Source organism: Thalassoroseus pseudoceratinae (assembly GCF_011634775.1).
GTDB lineage: Bacteria > Planctomycetota > Planctomycetia > Planctomycetales > Planctomycetaceae > Thalassoroseus > Thalassoroseus pseudoceratinae.
On the sequence record NZ_JAALXT010000006.1, the window covers coordinates 477,274 to 497,103 of the forward strand.

19 protein-coding genes and 1 tRNA gene are annotated in these 19,830 nt (G+C 54.9%); 16 read left to right on the plus strand and 4 right to left on the minus strand.

The genetic code is table 11. From position 1 onward, the window contains the following. Window positions 1-61 precede the first annotated feature (61 nt). The 15 genes from G6R38_RS22435 (at window position 62) to G6R38_RS22505 (ending at window position 15,361) form a co-directional block, all read left to right on the plus strand. Window positions 62-472, plus strand: coding sequence for a response regulator (locus tag G6R38_RS22435; RefSeq protein WP_166830999.1), 411 nt, complete (start codon window positions 62-64; stop codon window positions 470-472). A gap of 104 nt (window positions 473-576) precedes the next feature. After that, the gene (locus G6R38_RS22440) at window positions 577-1,998 is read left to right on the plus strand and encodes a sensor histidine kinase (RefSeq protein ID WP_166831000.1); all 1,422 of its coding nucleotides are present in this window, start codon (window positions 577-579) and stop codon (window positions 1,996-1,998) included. 23 nt (window positions 1,999-2,021) lie between these two features. Continuing rightward, the gene (locus tag G6R38_RS22445) at window positions 2,022-2,357 is read left to right on the plus strand and encodes an STAS domain-containing protein (RefSeq protein ID WP_166831001.1); all 336 of its coding nucleotides are present in this window, start codon (window positions 2,022-2,024) and stop codon (window positions 2,355-2,357) included. Further along, a complete protein-coding gene (locus G6R38_RS22450; RefSeq protein WP_166831002.1) occupies window positions 2,354-4,093 on the plus strand; it encodes a GspE/PulE family protein in 1,740 nt (579 codons plus the stop codon). The genes G6R38_RS22445 and G6R38_RS22450 overlap by 4 nt, the downstream gene beginning before the upstream one ends. A gap of 216 nt (window positions 4,094-4,309) precedes the next feature. Continuing rightward, a complete protein-coding gene (locus G6R38_RS22455; protein ID WP_166831003.1) occupies window positions 4,310-5,323 on the plus strand; it encodes a type II secretion system F family protein in 1,014 nt (337 codons plus the stop codon). Between the two features lie 19 nt (window positions 5,324-5,342). Then, window positions 5,343-6,428, plus strand: a complete 1,086-nt coding sequence (locus G6R38_RS22460) for a type IV pilus biogenesis protein PilM (RefSeq protein WP_166831004.1) — start codon at window positions 5,343-5,345, stop codon at window positions 6,426-6,428. Continuing rightward, window positions 6,425-7,045 carry a hypothetical protein gene (locus tag G6R38_RS22465; RefSeq protein WP_166831005.1) on the plus strand — a complete coding sequence of 207 codons (621 nt, stop codon included), beginning with the start codon at window positions 6,425-6,427 and terminating at the stop codon, window positions 7,043-7,045. Before G6R38_RS22460 ends, G6R38_RS22465 begins: the two co-directional genes overlap by 4 nt. Further along, window positions 7,035-7,616: a type IV pilus inner membrane component PilO gene (gene pilO, locus G6R38_RS22470; RefSeq protein ID WP_166831006.1), complete on the plus strand. Its 582-nt coding sequence runs from the start codon at window positions 7,035-7,037 to the stop codon at window positions 7,614-7,616. Before G6R38_RS22465 ends, pilO begins: the two co-directional genes overlap by 11 nt. Window positions 7,617-7,654: 38 nt before the next feature. Then, on the plus strand, window positions 7,655-8,143 hold the full coding sequence (locus G6R38_RS22475) for a hypothetical protein (protein WP_166831007.1): 489 nt from the start codon (window positions 7,655-7,657) through the stop codon (window positions 8,141-8,143). Window positions 8,144-8,373: 230 nt separating this feature from the next. Further along, window positions 8,374-8,446: transfer RNA gene (locus tag G6R38_RS22480), tRNA-Phe, on the plus strand. Window positions 8,447-8,627: 181 nt separating this feature from the next. Next, window positions 8,628-9,581 (plus strand): nucleoside hydrolase, encoded by a 954-nt coding sequence (locus tag G6R38_RS22485; RefSeq protein WP_166831008.1) that lies wholly within the window; start codon window positions 8,628-8,630, stop codon window positions 9,579-9,581. An 8-nt stretch (window positions 9,582-9,589) separates the two neighbouring features. Then, window positions 9,590-10,327, plus strand: coding sequence for a YidC/Oxa1 family membrane protein insertase (locus G6R38_RS22490; protein ID WP_166831009.1), 738 nt, complete (start codon window positions 9,590-9,592; stop codon window positions 10,325-10,327). Window positions 10,328-10,357: 30 nt separating this feature from the next. Next, window positions 10,358-11,560 (plus strand): metallophosphoesterase family protein, encoded by a 1,203-nt coding sequence (locus G6R38_RS22495; RefSeq protein ID WP_166831010.1) that lies wholly within the window; start codon window positions 10,358-10,360, stop codon window positions 11,558-11,560. A 48-nt stretch (window positions 11,561-11,608) separates the two neighbouring features. Further along, complete coding sequence (locus G6R38_RS22500; protein WP_166831011.1) at window positions 11,609-14,347, plus strand: hypothetical protein; 2,739 nt, start codon at window positions 11,609-11,611, stop codon at window positions 14,345-14,347. A gap of 117 nt (window positions 14,348-14,464) precedes the next feature. Next, on the plus strand, window positions 14,465-15,361 hold the full coding sequence (locus tag G6R38_RS22505; RefSeq protein WP_166831012.1) for a hypothetical protein: 897 nt from the start codon (window positions 14,465-14,467) through the stop codon (window positions 15,359-15,361). A 43-nt stretch (window positions 15,362-15,404) separates the two neighbouring features. On the opposite strand, the gene obgE is transcribed toward G6R38_RS22505, so the two are convergent. Together obgE and csrA are read right to left on the minus strand one after the other, a co-directional pair. Next, complete coding sequence (gene obgE / locus G6R38_RS22510; RefSeq protein WP_166831013.1) at window positions 15,405-16,418, minus strand: GTPase ObgE; 1,014 nt, start codon at window positions 16,416-16,418, stop codon at window positions 15,405-15,407. Between the two features lie 133 nt (window positions 16,419-16,551). After that, complete coding sequence (gene csrA, locus G6R38_RS22515; protein WP_166831014.1) at window positions 16,552-16,737, minus strand: carbon storage regulator CsrA; 186 nt, start codon at window positions 16,735-16,737, stop codon at window positions 16,552-16,554. A 263-nt stretch (window positions 16,738-17,000) separates the two neighbouring features. Between csrA and msrB the strand changes: the two genes are divergently transcribed. Continuing rightward, window positions 17,001-17,396 (plus strand): peptide-methionine (R)-S-oxide reductase MsrB, encoded by a 396-nt coding sequence (msrB, locus tag G6R38_RS22520; RefSeq protein ID WP_166831015.1) that lies wholly within the window; start codon window positions 17,001-17,003, stop codon window positions 17,394-17,396. Window positions 17,397-17,414: 18 nt separating this feature from the next. On the opposite strand, the gene G6R38_RS22525 is transcribed toward msrB, so the two are convergent. Next, the gene (locus tag G6R38_RS22525; protein ID WP_166831016.1) at window positions 17,415-18,857 is read right to left on the minus strand and encodes a sulfatase family protein; all 1,443 of its coding nucleotides are present in this window, start codon (window positions 18,855-18,857) and stop codon (window positions 17,415-17,417) included. Window positions 18,858-18,873: 16 nt separating this feature from the next. Further along, window positions 18,874-19,827 carry an MDR/zinc-dependent alcohol dehydrogenase-like family protein gene (locus tag G6R38_RS22530; protein WP_166831017.1) on the minus strand — a complete coding sequence of 318 codons (954 nt, stop codon included), beginning with the start codon at window positions 19,825-19,827 and terminating at the stop codon, window positions 18,874-18,876. Window positions 19,828-19,830: the final 3 nt, after the last annotated feature.

Sequence of the window (19,830 nt, forward strand, 5' to 3'; positions counted from 1 at the left end):
CTGCGTCATTCTCGTCAGTTTGTTTTGGCCGTCAGTACATTTGAGTTCAGGGAGTCACGACGTGAGTGAATTGCAAGTGCTTGTTGCGGAAGATGACCGCGTTACCGCAGACATACTTGGATTCAATCTTCGTCGGCGAGGTCTCACCTTCGAAGTATGTTCTGACGGTCAACTCGCGTGGGAACGGCTTCAAGAAGTCCGGCCGAAGGTTTTGATGACAGACCATCAAATGCCTCGCATCAATGGGCTCGACCTCATTCAAAGAATTCGAGAATCCGAATCCACTCAAGAGCCGTTGCCCATTTTTCTTTGTTCCGCCAAAGGAATGGAGATTGATCGGCAATATATCGAAGAAACTTTGAAAGTGTCGCGAGTCATCTTCAAACCGTTCAGTCCACGACAGGTCTTGCGATGGATCGATGAGGTTCTTTACGCAGGGACCGATGCCGTCGCCGCGAAACCGACTCGATGACTGAGTCGCGTCGCAACGAGATCATTCTTGACGCACTTGGACACTACTAATTTCAGGATCAAGATTGCTATCTGCTCATGCCTGTTAGCACTTGAGTTCATCCCATGCAAGGAAAGCCCGCCTTCCCGACTCTTGTTCGCCGCCTGATCAGCGAGTACTTACTCATTGGACTCGCTGGTATTCTCTGCCTGCTCGTCTTCGCCTTGCACCTCGCATACCGCGGGCAGTTTACGGAATTCGTCGCATTAACCACCGTTCTGCCGATCATTGTACTACTGGCAGGTGGTTTTCTTCTGCGTCGCACTGTTGCCTTCGCGACGGAAATCGAACAGGAACTAGTCACAGTCTCTCGTCAGGTCGATCATCATCAAACAACGATCCGACAACTTCCGATTGGCGGTGAGGCCGCCGACGGTTGGAACCGCATTAGTCAACGCTTGAGCCAAATTGCATCTATTGATCGACTGGTTCACCGACTGTCGCAAACGTCGGAATCCGGCGGCCAAAACTCTGAGCGTGTATTGAATGCACTGCCAGATGGCATCGCGATTGCGGATCGCACATCGTCGATCCAGCAGATCAATCCCGCAGGTCTCGCGATCCTCAAGCTAAGTAGTGATGAAGCGACTGGAAAACGAGTTAGTGAAGTTCTCGTCCAGAACTTCGGAGCAGACAACCCTCATTTGCATGACCATCTCGAAAGCTCAGCCCGTCGGATTGCCTTCGAATTGCATGCTGGCAAGAATCTGACGGATGGCGTTCTGCGAGTTAGTCGAAGTCAACTTGATCGCTCTGGAGAGCAGACGATCTGGTGTTTCCGCGACCTGACACCACAGAAGCTCGCCGAAGAAGCGAGAAACCAATTTGTATTGACCGCGACTCATGAATTGCGAACACCTCTAACTAACATTCGCGCTCTGGCGGAGACGCTCGCTTTTGAAGACGATATTGATATCGAGGAGCAGAAGCGTTTTTGCAATCACATCAATGCTGAGGCGACCCGACTTGCGCGATTTGTCGATGAACTACTTGACTTGAGTCAACTTGAAGCTGGAGCATTGCAAGTCACTGTCAGTGATGTCGACCTCGAGCGACTCGTCAGCGAAGTCATTGAGCATGTTCGACCGGAACTGCAGCATAAGAACATCCAGTTCGAAACAATCCTGCCCGCCAAATACCCCAAGGCGAAACTCGATAAAGACAAGATTACAGGTTCCCTCGTGAACTTGCTTGGTAATGCAGCCAAGTATACGCCGGATGGTGGGCGTGTGCAGTTCAAGGTGGAGTTCGATTCCGATCTGTTGATGTTCGAAGTGGAAGACAGTGGCTATGGCATCTCAGCCGAGGAGTTGCCTCGAGTCTTTGAGAAGTTCTATCGAAGTGACGATCAACGGGTGCGTTCTGTTTCGGGTTCCGGACTAGGACTTGCGTTCACGTTTGAAGTCATTCGTAAGCATGGTGGACAGATTGCCGCGTCTAGTGAACTCGATAAGGGATCGAGATTCACCATTCACCTGCCTCTCTAATCGCCGATGAGGAAACATCCATCATGTGGAACCATCAACAACAGGGAGCGACTTCAATTGTCTCTGGGAAGGGGCCATTGAATCTCGAATCTGTCGACGCTGCATCTCGAACATTTGAGCGAGGTGTTAGTCTCGGTATTCCACGAATCGTGTTTGATATGAATGAGATCCTGCTCGTCGATAGTTCCGGTCTTGAGTTGATGCTCGATACACTCGAGACTTGCGAGAATCGTGGCGGGTCGCTTCGACTGGCACGCCCGAATGCGCTTTGTCAGGACATTCTACGAATCACTGAAGTTGACAAGCGTTTCGAAGTCTATAGTGATCCGGTCACAGCGGCGGGGAGTTTCACAGTATGATCGCCGCATCAGAAACGCTCGACGAAACACAATCAACAGCGAACGATCAAGGATTCCCTTTGCTTGGGGAACGTCTCGTCGAAGCCGGCTTAATTAGTGCGGAAAACCTGCGTTCCGCGCTCACCGAACAGCCTGCGAAGCGAGCTCGTCTCGGTGAGATGTTGACCGAAATGGGTTTAGTCGAAGAGGAAGAGGTACTTCCGTTTCTCGCGCAGCAACTTGGATTTGAGTCGGTGCGACTGCGTGATGGGTTGATTGATCCGCACGTTGTCAAACTGCTACCGCGTCGTGTGGCTGAGCGGTTGCAAGCGGTCGTCCTGCTGAAAGTTCGCGACACGATCACCGTCGCGATGAGTGAACCACAGGATCTCAATCGGATTGATGAAATTGAGCGATTGACCGGCTTGCGAGTTCACCCGGTTCTCGCGATGCAGTCGGCAGTCGAACAGACCCTTAAGCGATGTTATGAGGAGGATTTTGCGGTTGATGCCGTCACCGCCGACATTGATCGAGATGCCGTCGAAGTCGAAACCCAGACGATTAAACTCGATCTGCAAGACGTCACACAAATGGCCGAAGGCAGCCCGGTCGTCAGCCTAGTCAACTACATCGTCGTACATGCGGCGAGACAAGGTGCGAGTGATATTCATATCGAGCCTGGCCATCAGCATACGTCCGTTCGTTTTCGGGTTGATGGACAACTCCGTGAGGTTTTGCGGCCGCGGAAAGACTTTCACCCGGCGCTTGTTTCGCGTGTGAAAGTGATGGCAAAACTAGATATTGCCGAGCATCGTATCCCTCAGGATGGTCGAGTGCATGCGATGGTTGAAGGGCGTGAGATCGACCTTCGTGTCTCGACGTTGCCAACGGTGCTTGGCGAAAAAGTGGTTCTTCGAGTGTTAGACCGTCGCAATGTCACCTTTGACATGAACCGACTCGGTTTGCCGAACGATCAACTGCATGTCCTCAAACGTATGCTAGCCAAACCGTATGGACTCATTTTAGTTACTGGTCCGACAGGCAGTGGAAAAACCACGACCCTCTATTCCGCGCTTGAACTGATCAAATCAGTCCAACGAAATATTGTCACTGTTGAAGACCCGGTGGAATATCAACTGGAACTCATCAATCAAGTTCAAGTTGGCAGCTCGCAAAATATGCGATTTGCCGGTGCGTTGCGATCCATCCTTCGACAGGACCCCGATGTAATTATGATTGGGGAAATCCGCGATGGCGAGACCGCTGAGATTGCAATCCAAGCGGCTTTGACGGGACACCTCGTCTTAAGCACATTACACACGAACGATAGTGCTTCTGCCGTCACTCGACTGTTAGACATGGGTGTCGCCTCCTATAAGATTGCGGCGGCCTTAGTCGGCGTGGTGGCTCAGCGATTGCTTCGAACCGTGTGTTCGAGTTGCCAATCGCATTACTTTCCGACTGCCGAGTACTTAGAAATGCTGCACTATCTTGGTGACTCGCGTCGTCAGTTTGTGCGAGGCAGCGGTTGTCGCGAGTGTCATGATTCGGGCTTTCGTGGTCGCCAAGGGATCTACGAAATTCTTAGCTGCGATCCGGAAATGAGACGACTAATCACCGACACGACCGATCTTGAAAAAATCCGAGCATGTCACGCTCGCCAGAATGGATCGACGTTGTTGCAAGAGGGTTTGCGTCTTGCGGAGGAAGGGTTAACGAGTTTGGAAGAAGTGGCCTCGGTGACTTTGTTTGATTGATGCGAATTGATGCAATTTCAATACCTTGCTAAGCAGAGAAACGGTGCCTCGATGGACGGCATGATAGAAGCCGCCTCGTTGGCCGATGCGCGACAACTCTTGCGTGGCGAGGGCTTGTTTCCGCTCGAAATACGAGCACAAAAACCAGGGGCACTCAGCCGGTCGTCATCGTTCTCATTACCGACGAGAAGCCGTGCGATCCCACGGACTGACTTGATGATGACAACTTCGCAACTTGCGATCATGTTGCAGTCGGGCGTGGACCTAGCGGAGGCGTTGCAGAATGTGTCCGAGCAGTGTCGTCACTCGCAACTCAAAACGATTCTCTGCGAAGTGTTCGATCAGGTGTCTGCAGGTGTCAGTTTCTCGGTAGCCCTCGCGTGTCACTCCGATGCCATTGGCGGACCAATCGTTGCGGGTGTGGCAGCGGGTGAGGCGTCAGGCACGTTGACCGAAGTACTCAAACGAATTACGGAGTCATTGCGGAACGAGATTCGACTCAATGGAACTCTGAAATCAATCCTAGCCTATCCTCTGATGCTAGCACTTGTGGCAACAGGTGTGGTGCTAGCACTGGTACTGCTCGTGTTACCACAGTTCTCACAAGTCTTTGAAGATCTCGGCCAACCTGCCCCACCGCTCACGCAAATCCTGCTCGACTCTGCGACTTGGATTCAAGCACATATGCTTGTTATCGGAATCGGTCTAGTAGTGATTGGCGGCTTCGTGTTCTCTAACATTCGCAACGACCGGTTTCGACGCCGGTTCGACCGAATTGCGTTGACGGCGCCTGTGCTAGCGAAAGCGTCACAAGCTTTGCAAATTGGGCGAGCGTATCAGTTGTTGGGTGCAATGCTTCAGACGGGCGTCCCACTTCTTGACGGGTTACAGCTCTGCCGAAAGTCCACGAAGAACACCCTTTACCATGATCTGTTCGATCGCCTCATCGATGATGTCACCAACGGTCGCGGTGTCGGCAAGGCGTTGACGGCATCGAACTTCGTTCCCACCGGCGCAGCCCAAATGGTTGAAACCGCTGAGCGATCCGGTCGGCTTGGAGACGTACTGCAAACGGTTGGTCAGTTCTATGAAGATGAAGGCGAACGGCATGTTCGGCAACTCGTCAAACTTATGGAACCGATTGTTATTGTGATCATGGGTGTGGTCGTCGCGGGTGTGGTGCTCGCTGTGATGCTGCCCTTGCTCGATGTCTCCACGATGTCCCATTAAGAACGATTGGAATCCGAATATGAGTTTAGGTCTCGGGTCTCGATTGTTCTCGCGATGGCTTCCCCGGCAACGCAGGAGTCTGTCGGCTTGGGGGGTCGATGTCGGCACGAGCGCAATCAAAGCCGTGCAACTCAAACTGCAAGACGGACAACTTCGGTATCATGTTCGGCTTGCGATTCCGCGGGACAACAATGGTACGTCGCGTCTTGCAGATGAACTTGCGTCTGTATTTTCACGTCGTCATTTGTGCCAGCAGAAAGATGCCTTTGCGGTCGTTTCTTTTTCGAGAACGCAACTTGATACGTTCGAGCTTCCACCGGGATCATCAGCCGAGTTGCGAATGATGACGCGAGCGGAACTCGAGGACAGTGGACGTCGGAATTTCGTCGCTGATTGCTGGTCGATGGGAGCGGAGTCGCCGGTGAATGGGGATGGTCAAACCGTCGCCGTTTCGGCGTTGAGTATGTCGGAAGCTGAGTCCGTCGAGATCGCAGAGGATATGCTTGCGGTCGGTTTGCGATGCCGCGTTTTGGACGGTTTACCCTTTGCGTTGGCACGGGCGGCGAATTGGGCGGCGGGGTCGCGATCGGTCGCCGCGATTGATCTGGGAACCTCGGTCAGCACGTTCGTGTCGATCTACAATGGCCGACCACGAATGATTCGCCCACTCCGCGACTGCTCGACGACGGAACTGCTCAGGCGGTTGGCGGACCGTTTGAATCTTCCAATCGAGGAATGCCGATTGTTGTTGCCGAACTTGCCCGAAGTCACTGCAGCAGCATCCGATTCCTGGCGTCAACTGTTGCACTCGGTCACGGATGCTTACCTGAACCATCTTGGGCAGGAATTGACGCGGACGTTGGCCTATCTCGATCGCAACCCCAGGTCGAATCGTCCTGAGGAAGTTTGGTTGTTTGGAGCGGGAGCCACTTGGCCGGGACTGCGGAAGAAACTGGAGCCCCTGGTCGGTCGGCCGGTCCGGTGTTGGTCACTGGAACCGTCCGCTACGGACTCCGTTCCGGAAGAAGCCATTTTCGGACCTGCCGCCGCGATGGCCATGCTCTCGCTTTCGGATCAGACGAGAACGCGGAGGGCTCGCTCATGAACTATATCGATTTGTTGTCGCCCACATTCCAGGCCCAAATGCGGGACCGTGCTCACCGCCGGTTTTGGCCGATTGCCGTTATCGTGTCTGTCTTGTTTGCGGGGCTGTGTATCTACACCGGCTATCGGACACTCGACGATCTTCGGAACACCACCAAACAGTTGCGGCACAAAACCGCACCGATCTACAAGCAAAAATCGCAGACGAGCAAAATGCGAGCGGCATCGCGGGAGGTCGCTCAGAAGAACAGTCTTGTGCATACGTTGGAACATAATCGACCGCCTTCGACTTTGGTGTCCGTCGTGAGTGCCGGGAGCCGATCGCTCGATGGCACACTCCATGTGCACGAGTTGCGTCTGACTCGGAAGGAACGGGCGCCCGTGGAGCCACCGAAGAAACGTCAAACGAAAGGCAAAGCCAAATCCAAATCCAAGAAGCCGACGGTCTACGATCACCAATTGATCATTCTTGGAACGGCGGAGAATGAGGTCGCTGTGACCAAGTTCATTGATGCGTTACGACAAGCCAAAGTGTTCCGATCCGTGCAGTTGCGGTCGACTTTGCCAAGCCTGACCATTGCGTCGGAACGTCAGTTCGAGGTGGCCTGTGTCTACTGATTCCCTGATGAAATCGTTTTCGCCAGCGAACTCGGCCAACCGATGGATTCTTCCCGTCGATTGGATCGGTGGTGGCTTGGTTCTTGGAATTGTCGTCGCGACGGTGTGGACGGTTCTCAGCCCGTTGGCGGATGCACGTTCGGACCTCGCAATGGAGATCGACACCCATCGAGCCATCTTGGCTCAGACCGACAAGATTCATTCCGACTTCCGCGAAATGACGAGTCAGATGGAAGCTCAACGTCGGCAGCTTCAACAACTGACGCGGATGGTTCCCGATCGGCCGAGTGAGTCGGAATTTCTCGCCCAACTTTCAGACCTTGCCAATCACTCGGGTGTGCAGTTGTTGCAGTTTGAACCGCAACGGTCGATCTCACACGATCCACACTCCGAAATTTCCGTCCGCTGTTCCGCCCAAGCGACCTATCCGGCGTTGTGTCGGTTTTTGCTCGGTTTGAACGACCTTCCACGACTCACCGACGTGACTCGGCTCGTCATTCGCCAGTCGCAATCGCCAGACGATACGTCGCGGCTGAGTATGGAGCTTGAGATTTCGATCTTCTACCTGTAACGCCACAACCGTTCCAACGGCCATGTCTGATCAGTGCCATGAATCTACGTTCCTCACAAACGATTAAGTTGCTCCTCATTCCTGTGCTGGGGTTCGTTCTTTTTTCGGTCGTATTCGAAGACGAAGGGTTCAACGAACAGCAAAGCCTTGCACCACGGAAGTCGAATTCACAAGCCTCGAAACAGGACAAACCGTCCAGTAATTCGAAGCAAGCACTCACCGTGCTCCCGCCATGGCCGAGTTGCTGTCTCGATGACATGCTCGCCCACAATCCGTTCCATATTCCGAAACCGCCGCCCGTCGAACCCGACTCGACAACGGAACCCGACGAAGACGAATCCGCCCCCGTGACGCCATCCGCAACCACATTACAGACGCTCCGTGTGACGGCGGTTGTTTCCGGTCAGAATGGGATGATGGCATTGGTCAATAACCGAATGGTGCAAGTGGGAGACACCCTCGACAACGGGCTCGTCGTGGTCGGCATCGATGAGAACGCTATCACCGTCAAACCGAATACGCCGTAGCGTGCCGCCAGAACTGCTCATAAGATCACACTCCGGGAACGTCTGATGCCGGATTCGCAGGAAAGACAGGCGTGAACTTGCTTCGAGACCGACGAAGTCGTGATTTCTTCAATTCCATCACCGAGGAGGCTTGGATTTTCTGGGAATGATTGCTATCCTCGCCGGAATAATACGTTTCTGAGAGACCAGCGGCGTGAGCGTTGAGTTCCCGCCCTAGTTGAAGTGACGTCGGACAGGTAGCTCAGTTGGTAGAGCACAGGATTGAAAATCCTGGTGTCGGGGGTTCGATTCCCCCCCTGTCCACTTCGAAAAGCCCTGCCTCACCAGAGGTTAGGGCTTTTTTTGTTGGTTGTGATTCTGGCATGAACGTCTTCACCGCCTTCGCAAACTCAAGACGCGACTGAATCCAACGATTTGACTGTTCAGCCGTCGCTGCGCTACAATGCGGGCTTGGAGTTTTCACCGAGCACAATGGAGGTCGGTCGTGGGCCAGAAGGTAATTATCGACACCGATTCAGGAATCGGCGATGCCGTGGCGTTGGCGGTGGCGTTACTGGATCCACAACTTGATGTGCTTGGTGTGACGGCCACCGCAGGGTGCGTGAGTGGTCCATCGGCGTTTCGGAACGTGCAAGCGGTGGTGGAACATCTCGATCCACTCAAGTGGCCGCGTTTCGGTTTCTCGGACGGTCAGGCGGCGGTCAGCCAGATTGATGTCGGTCCGGCCGATGTCTCGATGACGCAGTTGCACGGGCCATCCGGCATGGGTGACTGGGAATTTCGCATGGCCGACCTGCACCATCGTCATGAGTCGGCCAAACTCATGATCGACATTGTCCGGTCGGAACCGAATGAAGTTTCGCTGTTGTGTCTGGGTCCGTTGACGAACTTGGAATTGGCCAACGAACGGTTTCCGGGGTTCCTCGATTTGATTCATGGAATCGTGTTCGCAGGTGGTACGGTCGCGACGGGTGGCGATGTCACCGCGGCTGCCGAATTCAACGTTTTCGCCGATCCCGAAGCCGCTCGACAAGTGCTGACCTCCCCCGCGTCAAAAACGCTGGTTCCTTTGGACGTCAGCCGAAAGTTTCTGCTCACTCTCGATCAATTCGACCGCATCAAATCTAAGGCCAAGGAAGAAGTCGTCAGCCTGCTGGACCGTCTGTTGCCGTTCGCTTTTCGCGCTCACCATCAGCATTTGGGGATCGAAGGTGTGGCGTTGACAGAGTTGGTAGCTTTGGCGTCGTTGGCACGTCCACGCTTGTTCGAGCGAGAACCGATGGCCGTCGATGTGGAAACGAACGGCGAACTGACCCGAGGCATGACGGTCTTCGATCGACGAGGCATCCCGCGTTGGCAAAGCAATATCGACGTGGTCACCGAAGCCGACATTCAAGGTGTCGCTGATTACCTCGCCGAAGTTCTGTCCTCGAATTGATGCTGCTCATGCTGAGTTACCCACCGACCGTCTTCGCGTTCTCGATTGGCGAACCAGCCCAACAGTTGATCGAATGGCTTGAATCGTACGTCAACGATTACGGCATGAGTGTTGTGCTCGGTATGCTTATCGTTCGATTGTTTCTGTTACCGATGACGATTTCCCAACGTCGCAACAGCTTGCTGATCAAACAACTCAAGCCCGAGTTGGACGCGATTCGGCTTGAATACGCCGGCGACCCGCAACGAATGCGACAGGAGCAACAAGAACGGTTGCGGTCTGTGGGATTCAATCCCCTTGCGGGATGTGTGTCGTTCTTGGTGATCGGGCTGATCTTCTATTCCTTCCACACCGCGATTTCGCAGATCGCCGGTTTCGATGCCAAAGCACCGTTTTGGGGACAAACGTGGATTGAAAACCTCAAGAAACCGGACGAACTTTTCGACTTCAATTTCCGGTTGCCGTTAGTTGGGAAGTCATTCCACTTGCTGCCGTTCATTCCACTGGCGTATTTGCTGATTCGCAATACGCTGATCCCCCGCGATCGGAAGCCGCTGATGCAAAGTGGCCTGCTCGGTGCGTTGGCGTTTGGCGTCTTTCTGTATCATCTTCCCTCGGCAGATTGGTTGCTGCTGTTGACGTTCCTCAGCGTTAGTGAAATCGAGAATTTCTTGATGCCAAGTCCACCGACACCAATGCCAACCAAAGCCGACGAAAACGACGCCCTGGAATCTCATCCGTCATAAATCATTGCTTTCACGGAATCATGGAATCTCATGCTGCGGTTTTTGCATGTTGCCGACTTGCATCTCGGTTTGCGGATCACACGGTTTGACGGCACAGCGATCGACCGGATTCGGGAAGCCCGGTTTGCGGCTCTCGAACGAATCCGCGATGAAGTCGATCCATCCGAAGCGGGTGATCAATTTGTGATCATCGCTGGCGATCTATTCGACGACGTCCGCGTGAGTCGGTCGATCTCGAATCGGACGTTCAAATTGCTTGAAAGTTTCTCCGTGCCGGTACTGTTGATTCCCGGCAACCACGATCCGTACGAACCCGGTTCGTTGTGGGAAATGCCTCCATGGGACGGCACGAGCAACCAACGCGTGCAACTGCTGTGCGAGCGGCAACCGTTCACGGGAATCGAGGGAGTGACAATCCTGCCCTGCCCTGTTTTTCGCAAGCGATCGGCAGACGATCCCACACGCTGGATCGCCGATCATCCCCGCACCGATGACGACGGTTTTCGGATCGGCATCGCACACGGCAGCGTGATGGACCGCCCAGATTTGCCGACCGATGACCACCCCATTTCACCGTCCGCTCCCACCGATCTCGACTTGGATTATTTGGCGCTCGGACACTGGCATGGGCAGAAACTCTACACCAGCGACGCATCCGCGGTTCGCATGGCGTACCCCGGTGTGCATGAGCCGATGCGGTTTCGTGACGACTCCCGCGTGGCCGGTTGGCAACCGTATTCTTCCGGCACCGATCGCGAGGAGTTTCTCGATACCGGAGACGGAACCGCGTTGCGTGTGACGATCGAAAAACCGGGAGCCACTCCGACGGTGGAAAGCGTGAACGTCCAGCATTTCCGTTGGCGATCGCGGACCGAACACGTCACCAATGAAGCCGAGTTCGACGCCATCTTGCAGCGAGTGGCCGAGCAAGAAAATTACGAACGCATGTTGCTCAAACTCAAGCTGACCGGCACCCTGCCGGTGGGTGTGTTGCATCGTGTGGAAGAACTTCGCGACGTGCTCGGTCGGTATGCGGTTTCGGAATTGGACGATGAAGAATTGACCGTCGAACCGACTTCCGAGGAAGTTCGCGAAATCATCGGCACCGGTGTGCTGGGTCAAGTTCATCAGCGATTGCAAGAACTCTCGCAAACGGCCAGCCCCGATACCGATCCCGCCGTCATCGAACACGCCACGCGAGTGCTCTACAAACTCGCGGCGAAAGTGAAATAACAGCGAGATTTCACTCAGCCCAATCCCCTTTGAATCCCGACTATTGAAATGATCCTGCACGGTCTACATCTGCGGAATTGGCGAAACATCGAGTCGCTCGACCTCGAAGACTTGAACCACGATCTCGTTGTGTTGCACGGTCCGAATCGGACGGGCAAATCGGGGATTGTGCTCGCGTTGCGATACGGGTTGTTCGACTTCGATCATTCTTCGTCCGCGACGTCCATCAAGAATTGTATGCCCAGGCGTTCGCAAGCCTCGCCGGAAGTGGATATCGAATTTGAAGTCGATCAAAAGCGATACCGCTTGCACAAGGTGTTCTCGACACGCAAAGACGGCGAAGCGTGGTTGAAGGAAATCACCACGACCGGCGAAACCGTGCTGGAACGTGACAAGGAAGCCGGTCGGCAAGCCCGCATTCTGTTGGGAGCTGAGAAATCCACAGAGGGGCTGAATGAATTGCTTTGGCTCACGCAGGGCGAAGTTCGGCTGCCCGATGCAAACAAGCTGAGCAGTTCTCTACGACAACGTTTGGAAGCCGTTCTCGGAACCTTGCTGACCTCGCATGACTGGGGCTTTCACGATGTGCTCCGCAAGGCGGCGGACGAGTATTTTACGCGGAAGGGGAACTTCAAATCGAATTCCCCGGTCGCCATCTTGGCGGGCGAACTGGAGTCCGTTCGAGAACGCGTCGGCAAGTTGCGACTGGAACAAATCCAAAGCGAAAGCTTGGTCAGCGAGCACGAAGGACTCGAAGCCGAGATCGCCAACGCTCGCGAAGGGCTTGCCGAAGCGGAGCAGGATGTCATCGCATTGGAGAAACAAACACGCGATTTGGCCGCCCGACAATCGCAACACGAACAAGCCAAGTCCGCCCGAGACGCCGCCGAGAAGGAACTTGCCCAGCGAAAGAAAACGTGGAACGAATTCCAAGAAACTCGGGAAACGATTTTACGTCTCGAACGCGAAACGCTCAAGAATCGAGCTGCCTTGGAAAACGCCCAGGAAGTGCAGCAGCGAACGACGACGGAGTTCGAAACGCTCACCCGCACACTCGCTGAGCGTCGGACGGACCGTGAGAAACTCGCCAAAGCCCGCACCGCTTGCGATGAACGTGAAAAGCTCCTGACCATCCACGAGCAACAAGCAAACCTGACAGCGAAGATCAAAGACTTCGAATCCCTGGAAGAAAAACTCGTCGGCATCAAACAGGAGTTGCACACACTCTCAGCTCCCGACAAAAGAATGTTGGAATCGCTGCGGAACACTGCCCGTCGAATTGGGACGCTGCAAGCCGAAGTCGCGGCGGCGGCGTTACAACTCGAAATCCAAACGGAATCAAATGCCGAGGTGGAACTGCTCAGCGATGACGAGCCACAAACCTCGCTGCGAACGTCGGCCGAAGAACCGCAACGACACGCCTTCCGACAACGCATTACGTTACGTGTGCCCGGTTGGGGCGAGATTCGAGTGGTTCGTGGTCAACAGGACGAATCATTGGCCGAGTCCGCCCGCCAACTCGATGAACTAAAAACCGAATACGCCGATACGCTGCGGAGTTTCGGATTGGATGCGAGCAACGATTCCGCACTCGATGAACTCGTCACACGGCAAACTCGGCGAGACGGATTGCGGAAGGAGCAAACAGAACTCGAAAAGCAATTACGCGGGATTGCACCGGACGGCCGCGAAACGCTGACGGCGAAACTCGAACAATTGGAACTCGGCCGCCAGGCGATTCTCGAACGCTTACCGGAACTGCAGGACTGGACACCCAACCGCGAAGAACTGGCTATCGAGAAGAAGTCCGTCGATGAAGCCGAACGCAAACTGCGTGATGAATTGCACCAACTCGAGACTGCTCATGCTCAGATCATTTCCGCCAAAGACGAAGCCGAAAACGCCACCGCCGATATGCGTCTTCAACTCGCTCAACTGACGACCGAACAGGACCTCACCGAACGGCGATTGCGGGAACTCGGCAGTGAGGCGACATTGAAACAAGCAACGGCGGATGCCGAGACGGCTTGCGAGGCGGCCCGGCAACAAGTGCATGCTACGGCGTTGACTGAGGAAGAATTGGGGATCGAAGCTCGATTGGTTGGTGCTCGGCAAGCTCGCGAGACACGACGCGAACGCATCCAATCCAAGACCGATCAGGCGACGCTCATCCGTGGGCAATTGCAATCGAAAGAAGGCTTGCACGAAAAACTCGCCGCCGCCGAAGCCGAGTTGCACCGACTGGAAGCCCTGCACCGTGAAAAAACCATCGACGCAAATGCCCATCAGTTGTTGTTGGATTTGTTCGAGTCTTGTCGCGATCAGCAAGTCGGAGCCACCACCGGTCGAATTGCTACTCAGGTCATGCAGTGGTCGCATCGGCTGGGGCTGAGTGAATACGAAGCCGTCGAATTCGAAAAGGGATATCTCCCGCAAGGTATGCGTCTGCCCGCGATCGACACACCCGTGCAAATGGATGACGAGTCGTACGGCACACTTGAGCAATTGGCGCTCTTGGTGCGATTGGCCATCGGACGGTTGGTCGCGGGCGGAAAACGTCACGTCACTTTGCTCGATGATCCGCTCACCCATGCGGACACCGTGAAACACCGTCGCATGGTGGAAATCTTGCAAGAGGCCGCCGCCGGTCGGGGCACGACGGACGATGGTTCGCCGATTTCACCGTTGCAAGTTCTCATCTTCACCTGCCACCCCGAGCGGTTCGACTATCTCGCAAACGCCAAGCAGATTGATCTGAAACAGAAAATCCAAAGCAACGACGGTTAACCGTTTCACCAGGGATGCGACTGGAAAACGCACCGAGCATGACATTTCCGCAGACTGACCAGTATGATGACATTCGGAGTGTCACATGCCGATTTGAGTTTTTTGGGAACTTGTTCCATGGCTTCACGATGGCTAGCCGGATTCCTACTTGTGGCGTGTTTGGGGTGTGAAACGGAAACTGCTCCGGAGACCGCGGTTCCGGCTCACAATGCGGACGCGTCGGCATTCGATACTCCACCCGACCCGCGTTACCCGGTCGTGCCGGCGGAGTCCGCACAACTGAAGCCGTTAGCGGACAACTCGCTGACAACTGAAGAATACATTCGGCTCGGTTTGCCGGCTCCGGATCGGGAATGGATTGGATCTGAGTTCACCGGCATCGCTGCGATCATTGGCCAACTCGCTCAGCGAGATGCCACGCAGCTTCCACGATATCAAAGCCCGAAATCTGGCGACGTGTTTGCTCGGCTAGTCTCCACCGAGAACCTGGAATTCTACCGCAATTCCCAAGTGCCGATGCAACAACGCATGCCAGCGTCACTGGCACATACTCAGGGCTTGAACACGGTTTTTTGGAATTATCTTTCACTCTCCGCTCAGCAATCGGGCTTGAGTGGCGAGATTGTGGAATTGGCTGGCGCTCAAATGCAGCTGTCTTTAGTCATCCGGGAATTGGCGACCGAATTGCTGCCGCAACTCGATCCGAACGATCCCACGTACCCTGTCCGCATGGAAGGTTACAACCGGATGAAAAAAGGCTTCGCGATGACGTTCACCGGTTGCCTGCAAATGCTCTCGGAAACGGATCGCTACGAGATGAAAGACCTCAAGCGTCTTCTGACCCACGTGCAAGCCACACTCCCGCAGATGATGCCCCACCTCAGTGAAGGAAGTCAGCTCGAAAACCTCGTCAGCATCGAAAAGCTGATCGAAAACCCCGAACTGGAAGAACTTCGCCCAGAGTTGAAAAAACTCTACACGCAACTGAAATCACAACGCGACGGCTCGGGTTAGACTTGCATCGTGCCTGGTCTTTTCCGTTACCTGCTCGCAAAGTTCAAGCGGATTCAGTTTCAGCTTCCGGCAGTGAATTTAGGGTCTCGATGATTTTTTGTTTCAACGGGTCGAGCCCGTCTCCGGTCACCGCAGAGATCTGACGCACCGGATGACCAAGTTTCTCCGCGAGTAATTCGGCGGCTGCCTCGGCATCAGGGAGTTCACTTTTGGTGATGGCAATTAGCTCCGGACGCTTGGCTAACTCCGCATCGTACAACCGCAGTTCTTCGCGGATCTTGAAATAGTTTTCCACCGGATCGCTGCCGTCCATCGGGGCAGGTTCCACCAGGTGAACCAAGACCCGCGTGCGTTCGACATGGCGGAGGAACTCGTGCCCCAACCCAACCCCCGCATGGGCTCCCTCAATCAAACCGGGAATGTCCGCAAGCACGAAGTGATCATCAAACCCCACCGACACCAACCCCAAGTTCGGGTACTTCGTGGTAAACGGATAATTCGCGATCTCCGGAGTCGCCCGTGATAGCCGGCTCAACAGCGTGCTTTTGCCCGCGTTCGGCATGCCGATCAAACCGACGTCGGCAATGAGTTTCAGTTCGAGCAGCACACTGCGTTTGTCGCCGGTTTCGCCGGGTTCGAACTCACGTGGCGTTTGATGCGTCGCCGTCGCAAAGTGTTTGTTGCCGCGTCCGCCTTTGCCACCGCGACAGAGAATCACCGAATCGCCGTCGGTCGCCAAATCTTTCAGGACGTGACCGCGTTCGATGTCTTTGACCAATGTGCCCGGCGGAACGAGAATCAGGGCATCATCGCCGTTCTTGCCGGTCCGCAAGTTGCCTTCGCCATGCCCACCGCGCCCGGCTTTCCAATGTTTATGACCAACGATGTTCGCCAAGCTGGAAATGTTCGACTCGGCTCGGATGATGATGTCGCCACCCTTGCCACCGTCACCGCCATCGGGACCGCCGCGTGGGACGTGCGTCTCCCGACGGAAACTCATGCAGCCGTTGCCCCCGTCACCGGCTTCGCAATAGATTTCCACTCGATCGACAAACATCGGACTTTTCCTGACTTCAAAACTTGCTCGTGCGTGTCGACCATTCTAGCCGACTCCGCGCAACAAAGAAGCGGCGAAACCGGGATTCCGCCGCTTCTGAAAAATGCGTACTCATGTTTGCTTGAGGAAAACCTCACGCAGTTTGCGGTTCGCACTCCTGATCTTGAATCGCGTTGTAGACTTCTTCCCGATGAATCGGGACGGATTTGTCGGCGGCAATCCCCAGACGAACACGGTCGCCTCGAATTTCCACCACCATGACTTCGATGGAATCACCGATCATGATTTTTTGATTGAGCTTTCGCGTCAGCACCAGCATTCTCGAACTCCTTCCGATCGCCCGCTGTTGGTCGATGCGACACCCGGTGGGCGAAGCCGTCGTTGCCGCTCGTACCCCAGTCCTTTCGGACACTCACTCAGCGGCAAAGGTACTGTTTGAGATCGCTCGCGTCAAGATCCACAAGATGTGGTATCGCGACGAATACGGAACAAACAGTCACCTAGTCGATTGGGGCTTGTCTCCACCAACGATCTCCTACAATGCTCATACAGCGAGTCCCAACTGCAATTGAGGAGAGACCGATGGTGGAACCGTTTCGATTGAGCGAAGACGAATGGCGGGAGCGATTGTCGCCGGAGGAATTCTACGTGCTCCGACAACACGGCACCGAGCGGGCGGGCACGGGGTGTTTTGTCGGCACGAAAGAACCGGGCACGTACGTGTGTGCCGGCTGCGGACATCCATTGTTTCGCTCCGGCGGGAAATTCGAATCCGGCACGGGTTGGCCCTCGTTCACCGAGCCGATTTCTGAAGAGGCTGTCAGCGAACACACCGACACATCCCATGGCATGACACGCACGGAAGTTCGCTGCGCCCGTTGCGAGGGGCATTTGGGTCACGTCTTCCCCGACGGCCCACCACCCACCGGAATGCGGTATTGCATCAACTCCGTCGCCATGAAACACATGCCAGAGTGACGCGGTCCATGAAGCGAATCAGAACTTCTCGAAGTTGTTCTCGCCACCGGCTTTGATATACCGATCGTACCAGGGTTGATTGTGCGGCAACGGACGACCGTCGCGAGTCCAACCGTCACGACGTGGTTCCTCCGGCATCACATCGTTGGTCTCGACCCGCCAGTTATCGAGTTGAATTCTCAGATCGTTGAGGTGTTCCGTGTACTGCGGATCGCTCGCCACGTTTTCGAGTGAATGCGGATCGAGTTGCAAATCGTAAAGCTCTTCGAACGGTCGCGGTTCGACGAGTAGGAACTTCTGAGCCGGTGTGAGTTCGCCTTGCGATAACGCCTGTTGAAAGCCAATCCACGTTATCGAGTTGACCGAATCGACACTATTCCATAACGGTTTTTGCCAATAGTAATTGCGAATGAGCAGAAACCGATCGGTCCGCACGGCTCGCGTGAATTGTTCGAAGTCGTGCCAATTCGCTTCGGCAAAAATTGCCTCTCGACCAGTCGCTTCCGGATCGGTCAGCAGGTTCTTGAGCGATTGGCCCTGCACCGTGGGTGCGTCGATGTCGACGAGTTCGAGCATCGTGGCGGTCACGTCGATGCTGCTCACCAACTCCCGTTGCACGCGACCGGCTTTCACGAGCGGCGGATAACGAATCAAGAGCGGTGTGCGGATGCCGGAATCGTACAGCGTCGTTTTCGCCCGCGGAAACGGCATGCCATTATCGGAAAGGTACACGATGAAGGTGTCGTCGAGCACATCCTGCTCGGCAAGTTCGTCGAGAATCTCTCCCACATGATGATCGAAGCGGACGATTTCATTGTAGTAATCTGCGATGTCTTCACGGATCAACTCATGATCCGGCAGATACGGCGGCACGACGACATCTTTCGCCGTGTAGAGTGGAAGAATTTCGTCTTCGGCCGTCCTACGGACCGGTTTGAATTTGTCAAACGGCCGATGCGGATCTTTCGATGCCACCCAGAAGAAGAACGGTTGGTCTTTCGGGCGAGCTTGGAGCAACTTGATGGCTTTTGTCGCTGTCTCCGCACCACTACATTCTTGGATCGCGTTCCAATGGGCTTTTTCGTCATTGCCAAGATGCCATTTGCCGACGGCCATTGTGTGATAGCCCGCTGGTTGCAAGTACGCGGCGAGCGATTTCTGACTGGATGGCAACGGTTCATGCAGGTCTTCGGCCCCGGTGTTGTGCGGGTAGCGGCCGGTGAGAAAACTGCATCGCGTGGGACTGCACGAACTCGTCGTGAGGAACGCCCGTTCGAATTGCATTCCCTCGCGAGCCAAGCGGTCGATGTGTGGCGTTTTCAGCGTGGGATGTCCGTAACAACTCAGATCGCCAAACCCCTGATCGTCTGCGATGAAGACCAAGAAATTCGGAGCCGCCTCGGTCAATCGAGAGCCAGTCGAAACAGCCAAAACGGTGACGATCACGAGAAGACGAAACATAGAGCGCTCGCAGAAATCAATCGCTGATGTGAAACAGAACCTTGATCATATTTTTTCGGCGGGCGTCGTCAAAGGCAGCGTGATAATCTTCGAGCGGACGGATCGCGGAAATCATCGGTGCCACGTTCACACGGTGCTGTCGCAATGCTTCGAGAGCCGGCACGAAATTTCCACAGCGTGACCCAATGACCTTCACTTCATCCACCACAACCGGCCAAAGCTGAGTTGTTTGCTCACCGGCCACGGTCGTTTTGAGCACAATCGTGCCTTCCGGTCGAACGAGCTTTAACGCCGTGGAGAACCCGTTCTCCGAACCGGTGCAATCAACCACGATATCAGCCCGTTTGGAGAGATCAAGATTGTCTAGCAAATGCGTCGTGATGCCTTCATTGATGAGCAACGCGAGTTTCTCGGGATGTTTGCCGACGACGGCCAAGTTCGCTCCCGTCGTGGCGATCGCCTGAGCACACAGATTCCCCAACCGACCGTCACCGAGAATCAACACGCGATGTCGGGAGTCGATCGGGACTTGCTCCAAGATGCGTAACGCGGCTGCCAATGGTTCGACGAAAACCGCGTGCTCTGTCGGGATACTATCATCCACTGGGTAGAGATTGCGTTCCGGCAGAACCAGTTTGTCGGCGAATGCACCATCACGATCCAAAATGCCGAGTACCGAACGATGCGGGCAATGGTGCGGGCGATTCTGTTGGCAGGTTTCGCAGACACCGCATGCGCAGTTGATCGCACCAACCACACGCTGACCGGCATACCGACCGCTTTCGGCAACCCCAACGAATTCGTGTCCCAATGTGCCACGGAACCCCATGTATCCGTGAATCAATTGCAAATCCGTTTCACAAATCCCAGCTTTCAACACACGAACCAACACTTCGTTTTCGGTTGGCTGCGGAGGCGGGAAATCGACTTTCAGATCCAGTCCCTGGGGGCTGAGTCGCACAGCTCGCATCGA

Excerpts from the sequence above, each read along its gene's own strand:
- msrB (WP_166831015.1), top strand. The coding sequence starts at position 17,001 with ATGGTGGAACCGTTTCGATTGAGCGAAGACGAATGGCGGGAGCGATTG.
- G6R38_RS22525 (WP_166831016.1), bottom strand. The coding sequence starts at position 18,857 with ATGTTTCGTCTTCTCGTGATCGTCACCGTTTTGGCTGTTTCGACTGGC.
- G6R38_RS22530 (WP_166831017.1), bottom strand. The coding sequence starts at position 19,827 with ATGCGAGCTGTGCGACTCAGCCCCCAGGGACTGGATCTGAAAGTCGAT.
- G6R38_RS22500 (WP_166831011.1), top strand. The coding sequence starts at position 11,609 with ATGATCCTGCACGGTCTACATCTGCGGAATTGGCGAAACATCGAGTCG.
- G6R38_RS22440 (WP_166831000.1), top strand. The coding sequence starts at position 577 with ATGCAAGGAAAGCCCGCCTTCCCGACTCTTGTTCGCCGCCTGATCAGC.
- G6R38_RS22455 (WP_166831003.1), top strand. The coding sequence starts at position 4,310 with ATGATGACAACTTCGCAACTTGCGATCATGTTGCAGTCGGGCGTGGAC.
- obgE (WP_166831013.1), bottom strand. The coding sequence starts at position 16,418 with ATGTTTGTCGATCGAGTGGAAATCTATTGCGAAGCCGGTGACGGGGGC.
- G6R38_RS22505 (WP_166831012.1), top strand. The coding sequence starts at position 14,465 with ATGGCTTCACGATGGCTAGCCGGATTCCTACTTGTGGCGTGTTTGGGG.
- G6R38_RS22490 (WP_166831009.1), top strand. The coding sequence starts at position 9,590 with ATGCTGAGTTACCCACCGACCGTCTTCGCGTTCTCGATTGGCGAACCA.
- G6R38_RS22475 (WP_166831007.1), top strand. The coding sequence starts at position 7,655 with ATGAATCTACGTTCCTCACAAACGATTAAGTTGCTCCTCATTCCTGTG.
- G6R38_RS22460 (WP_166831004.1), top strand. The coding sequence starts at position 5,343 with ATGAGTTTAGGTCTCGGGTCTCGATTGTTCTCGCGATGGCTTCCCCGG.
- G6R38_RS22450 (WP_166831002.1), top strand. The coding sequence starts at position 2,354 with ATGATCGCCGCATCAGAAACGCTCGACGAAACACAATCAACAGCGAAC.
- G6R38_RS22465 (WP_166831005.1), top strand. The coding sequence starts at position 6,425 with ATGAACTATATCGATTTGTTGTCGCCCACATTCCAGGCCCAAATGCGG.
- G6R38_RS22495 (WP_166831010.1), top strand. The coding sequence starts at position 10,358 with ATGCTGCGGTTTTTGCATGTTGCCGACTTGCATCTCGGTTTGCGGATC.
- G6R38_RS22445 (WP_166831001.1), top strand. The coding sequence starts at position 2,022 with ATGTGGAACCATCAACAACAGGGAGCGACTTCAATTGTCTCTGGGAAG.
- csrA (WP_166831014.1), bottom strand. The coding sequence starts at position 16,737 with ATGCTGGTGCTGACGCGAAAGCTCAATCAAAAAATCATGATCGGTGAT.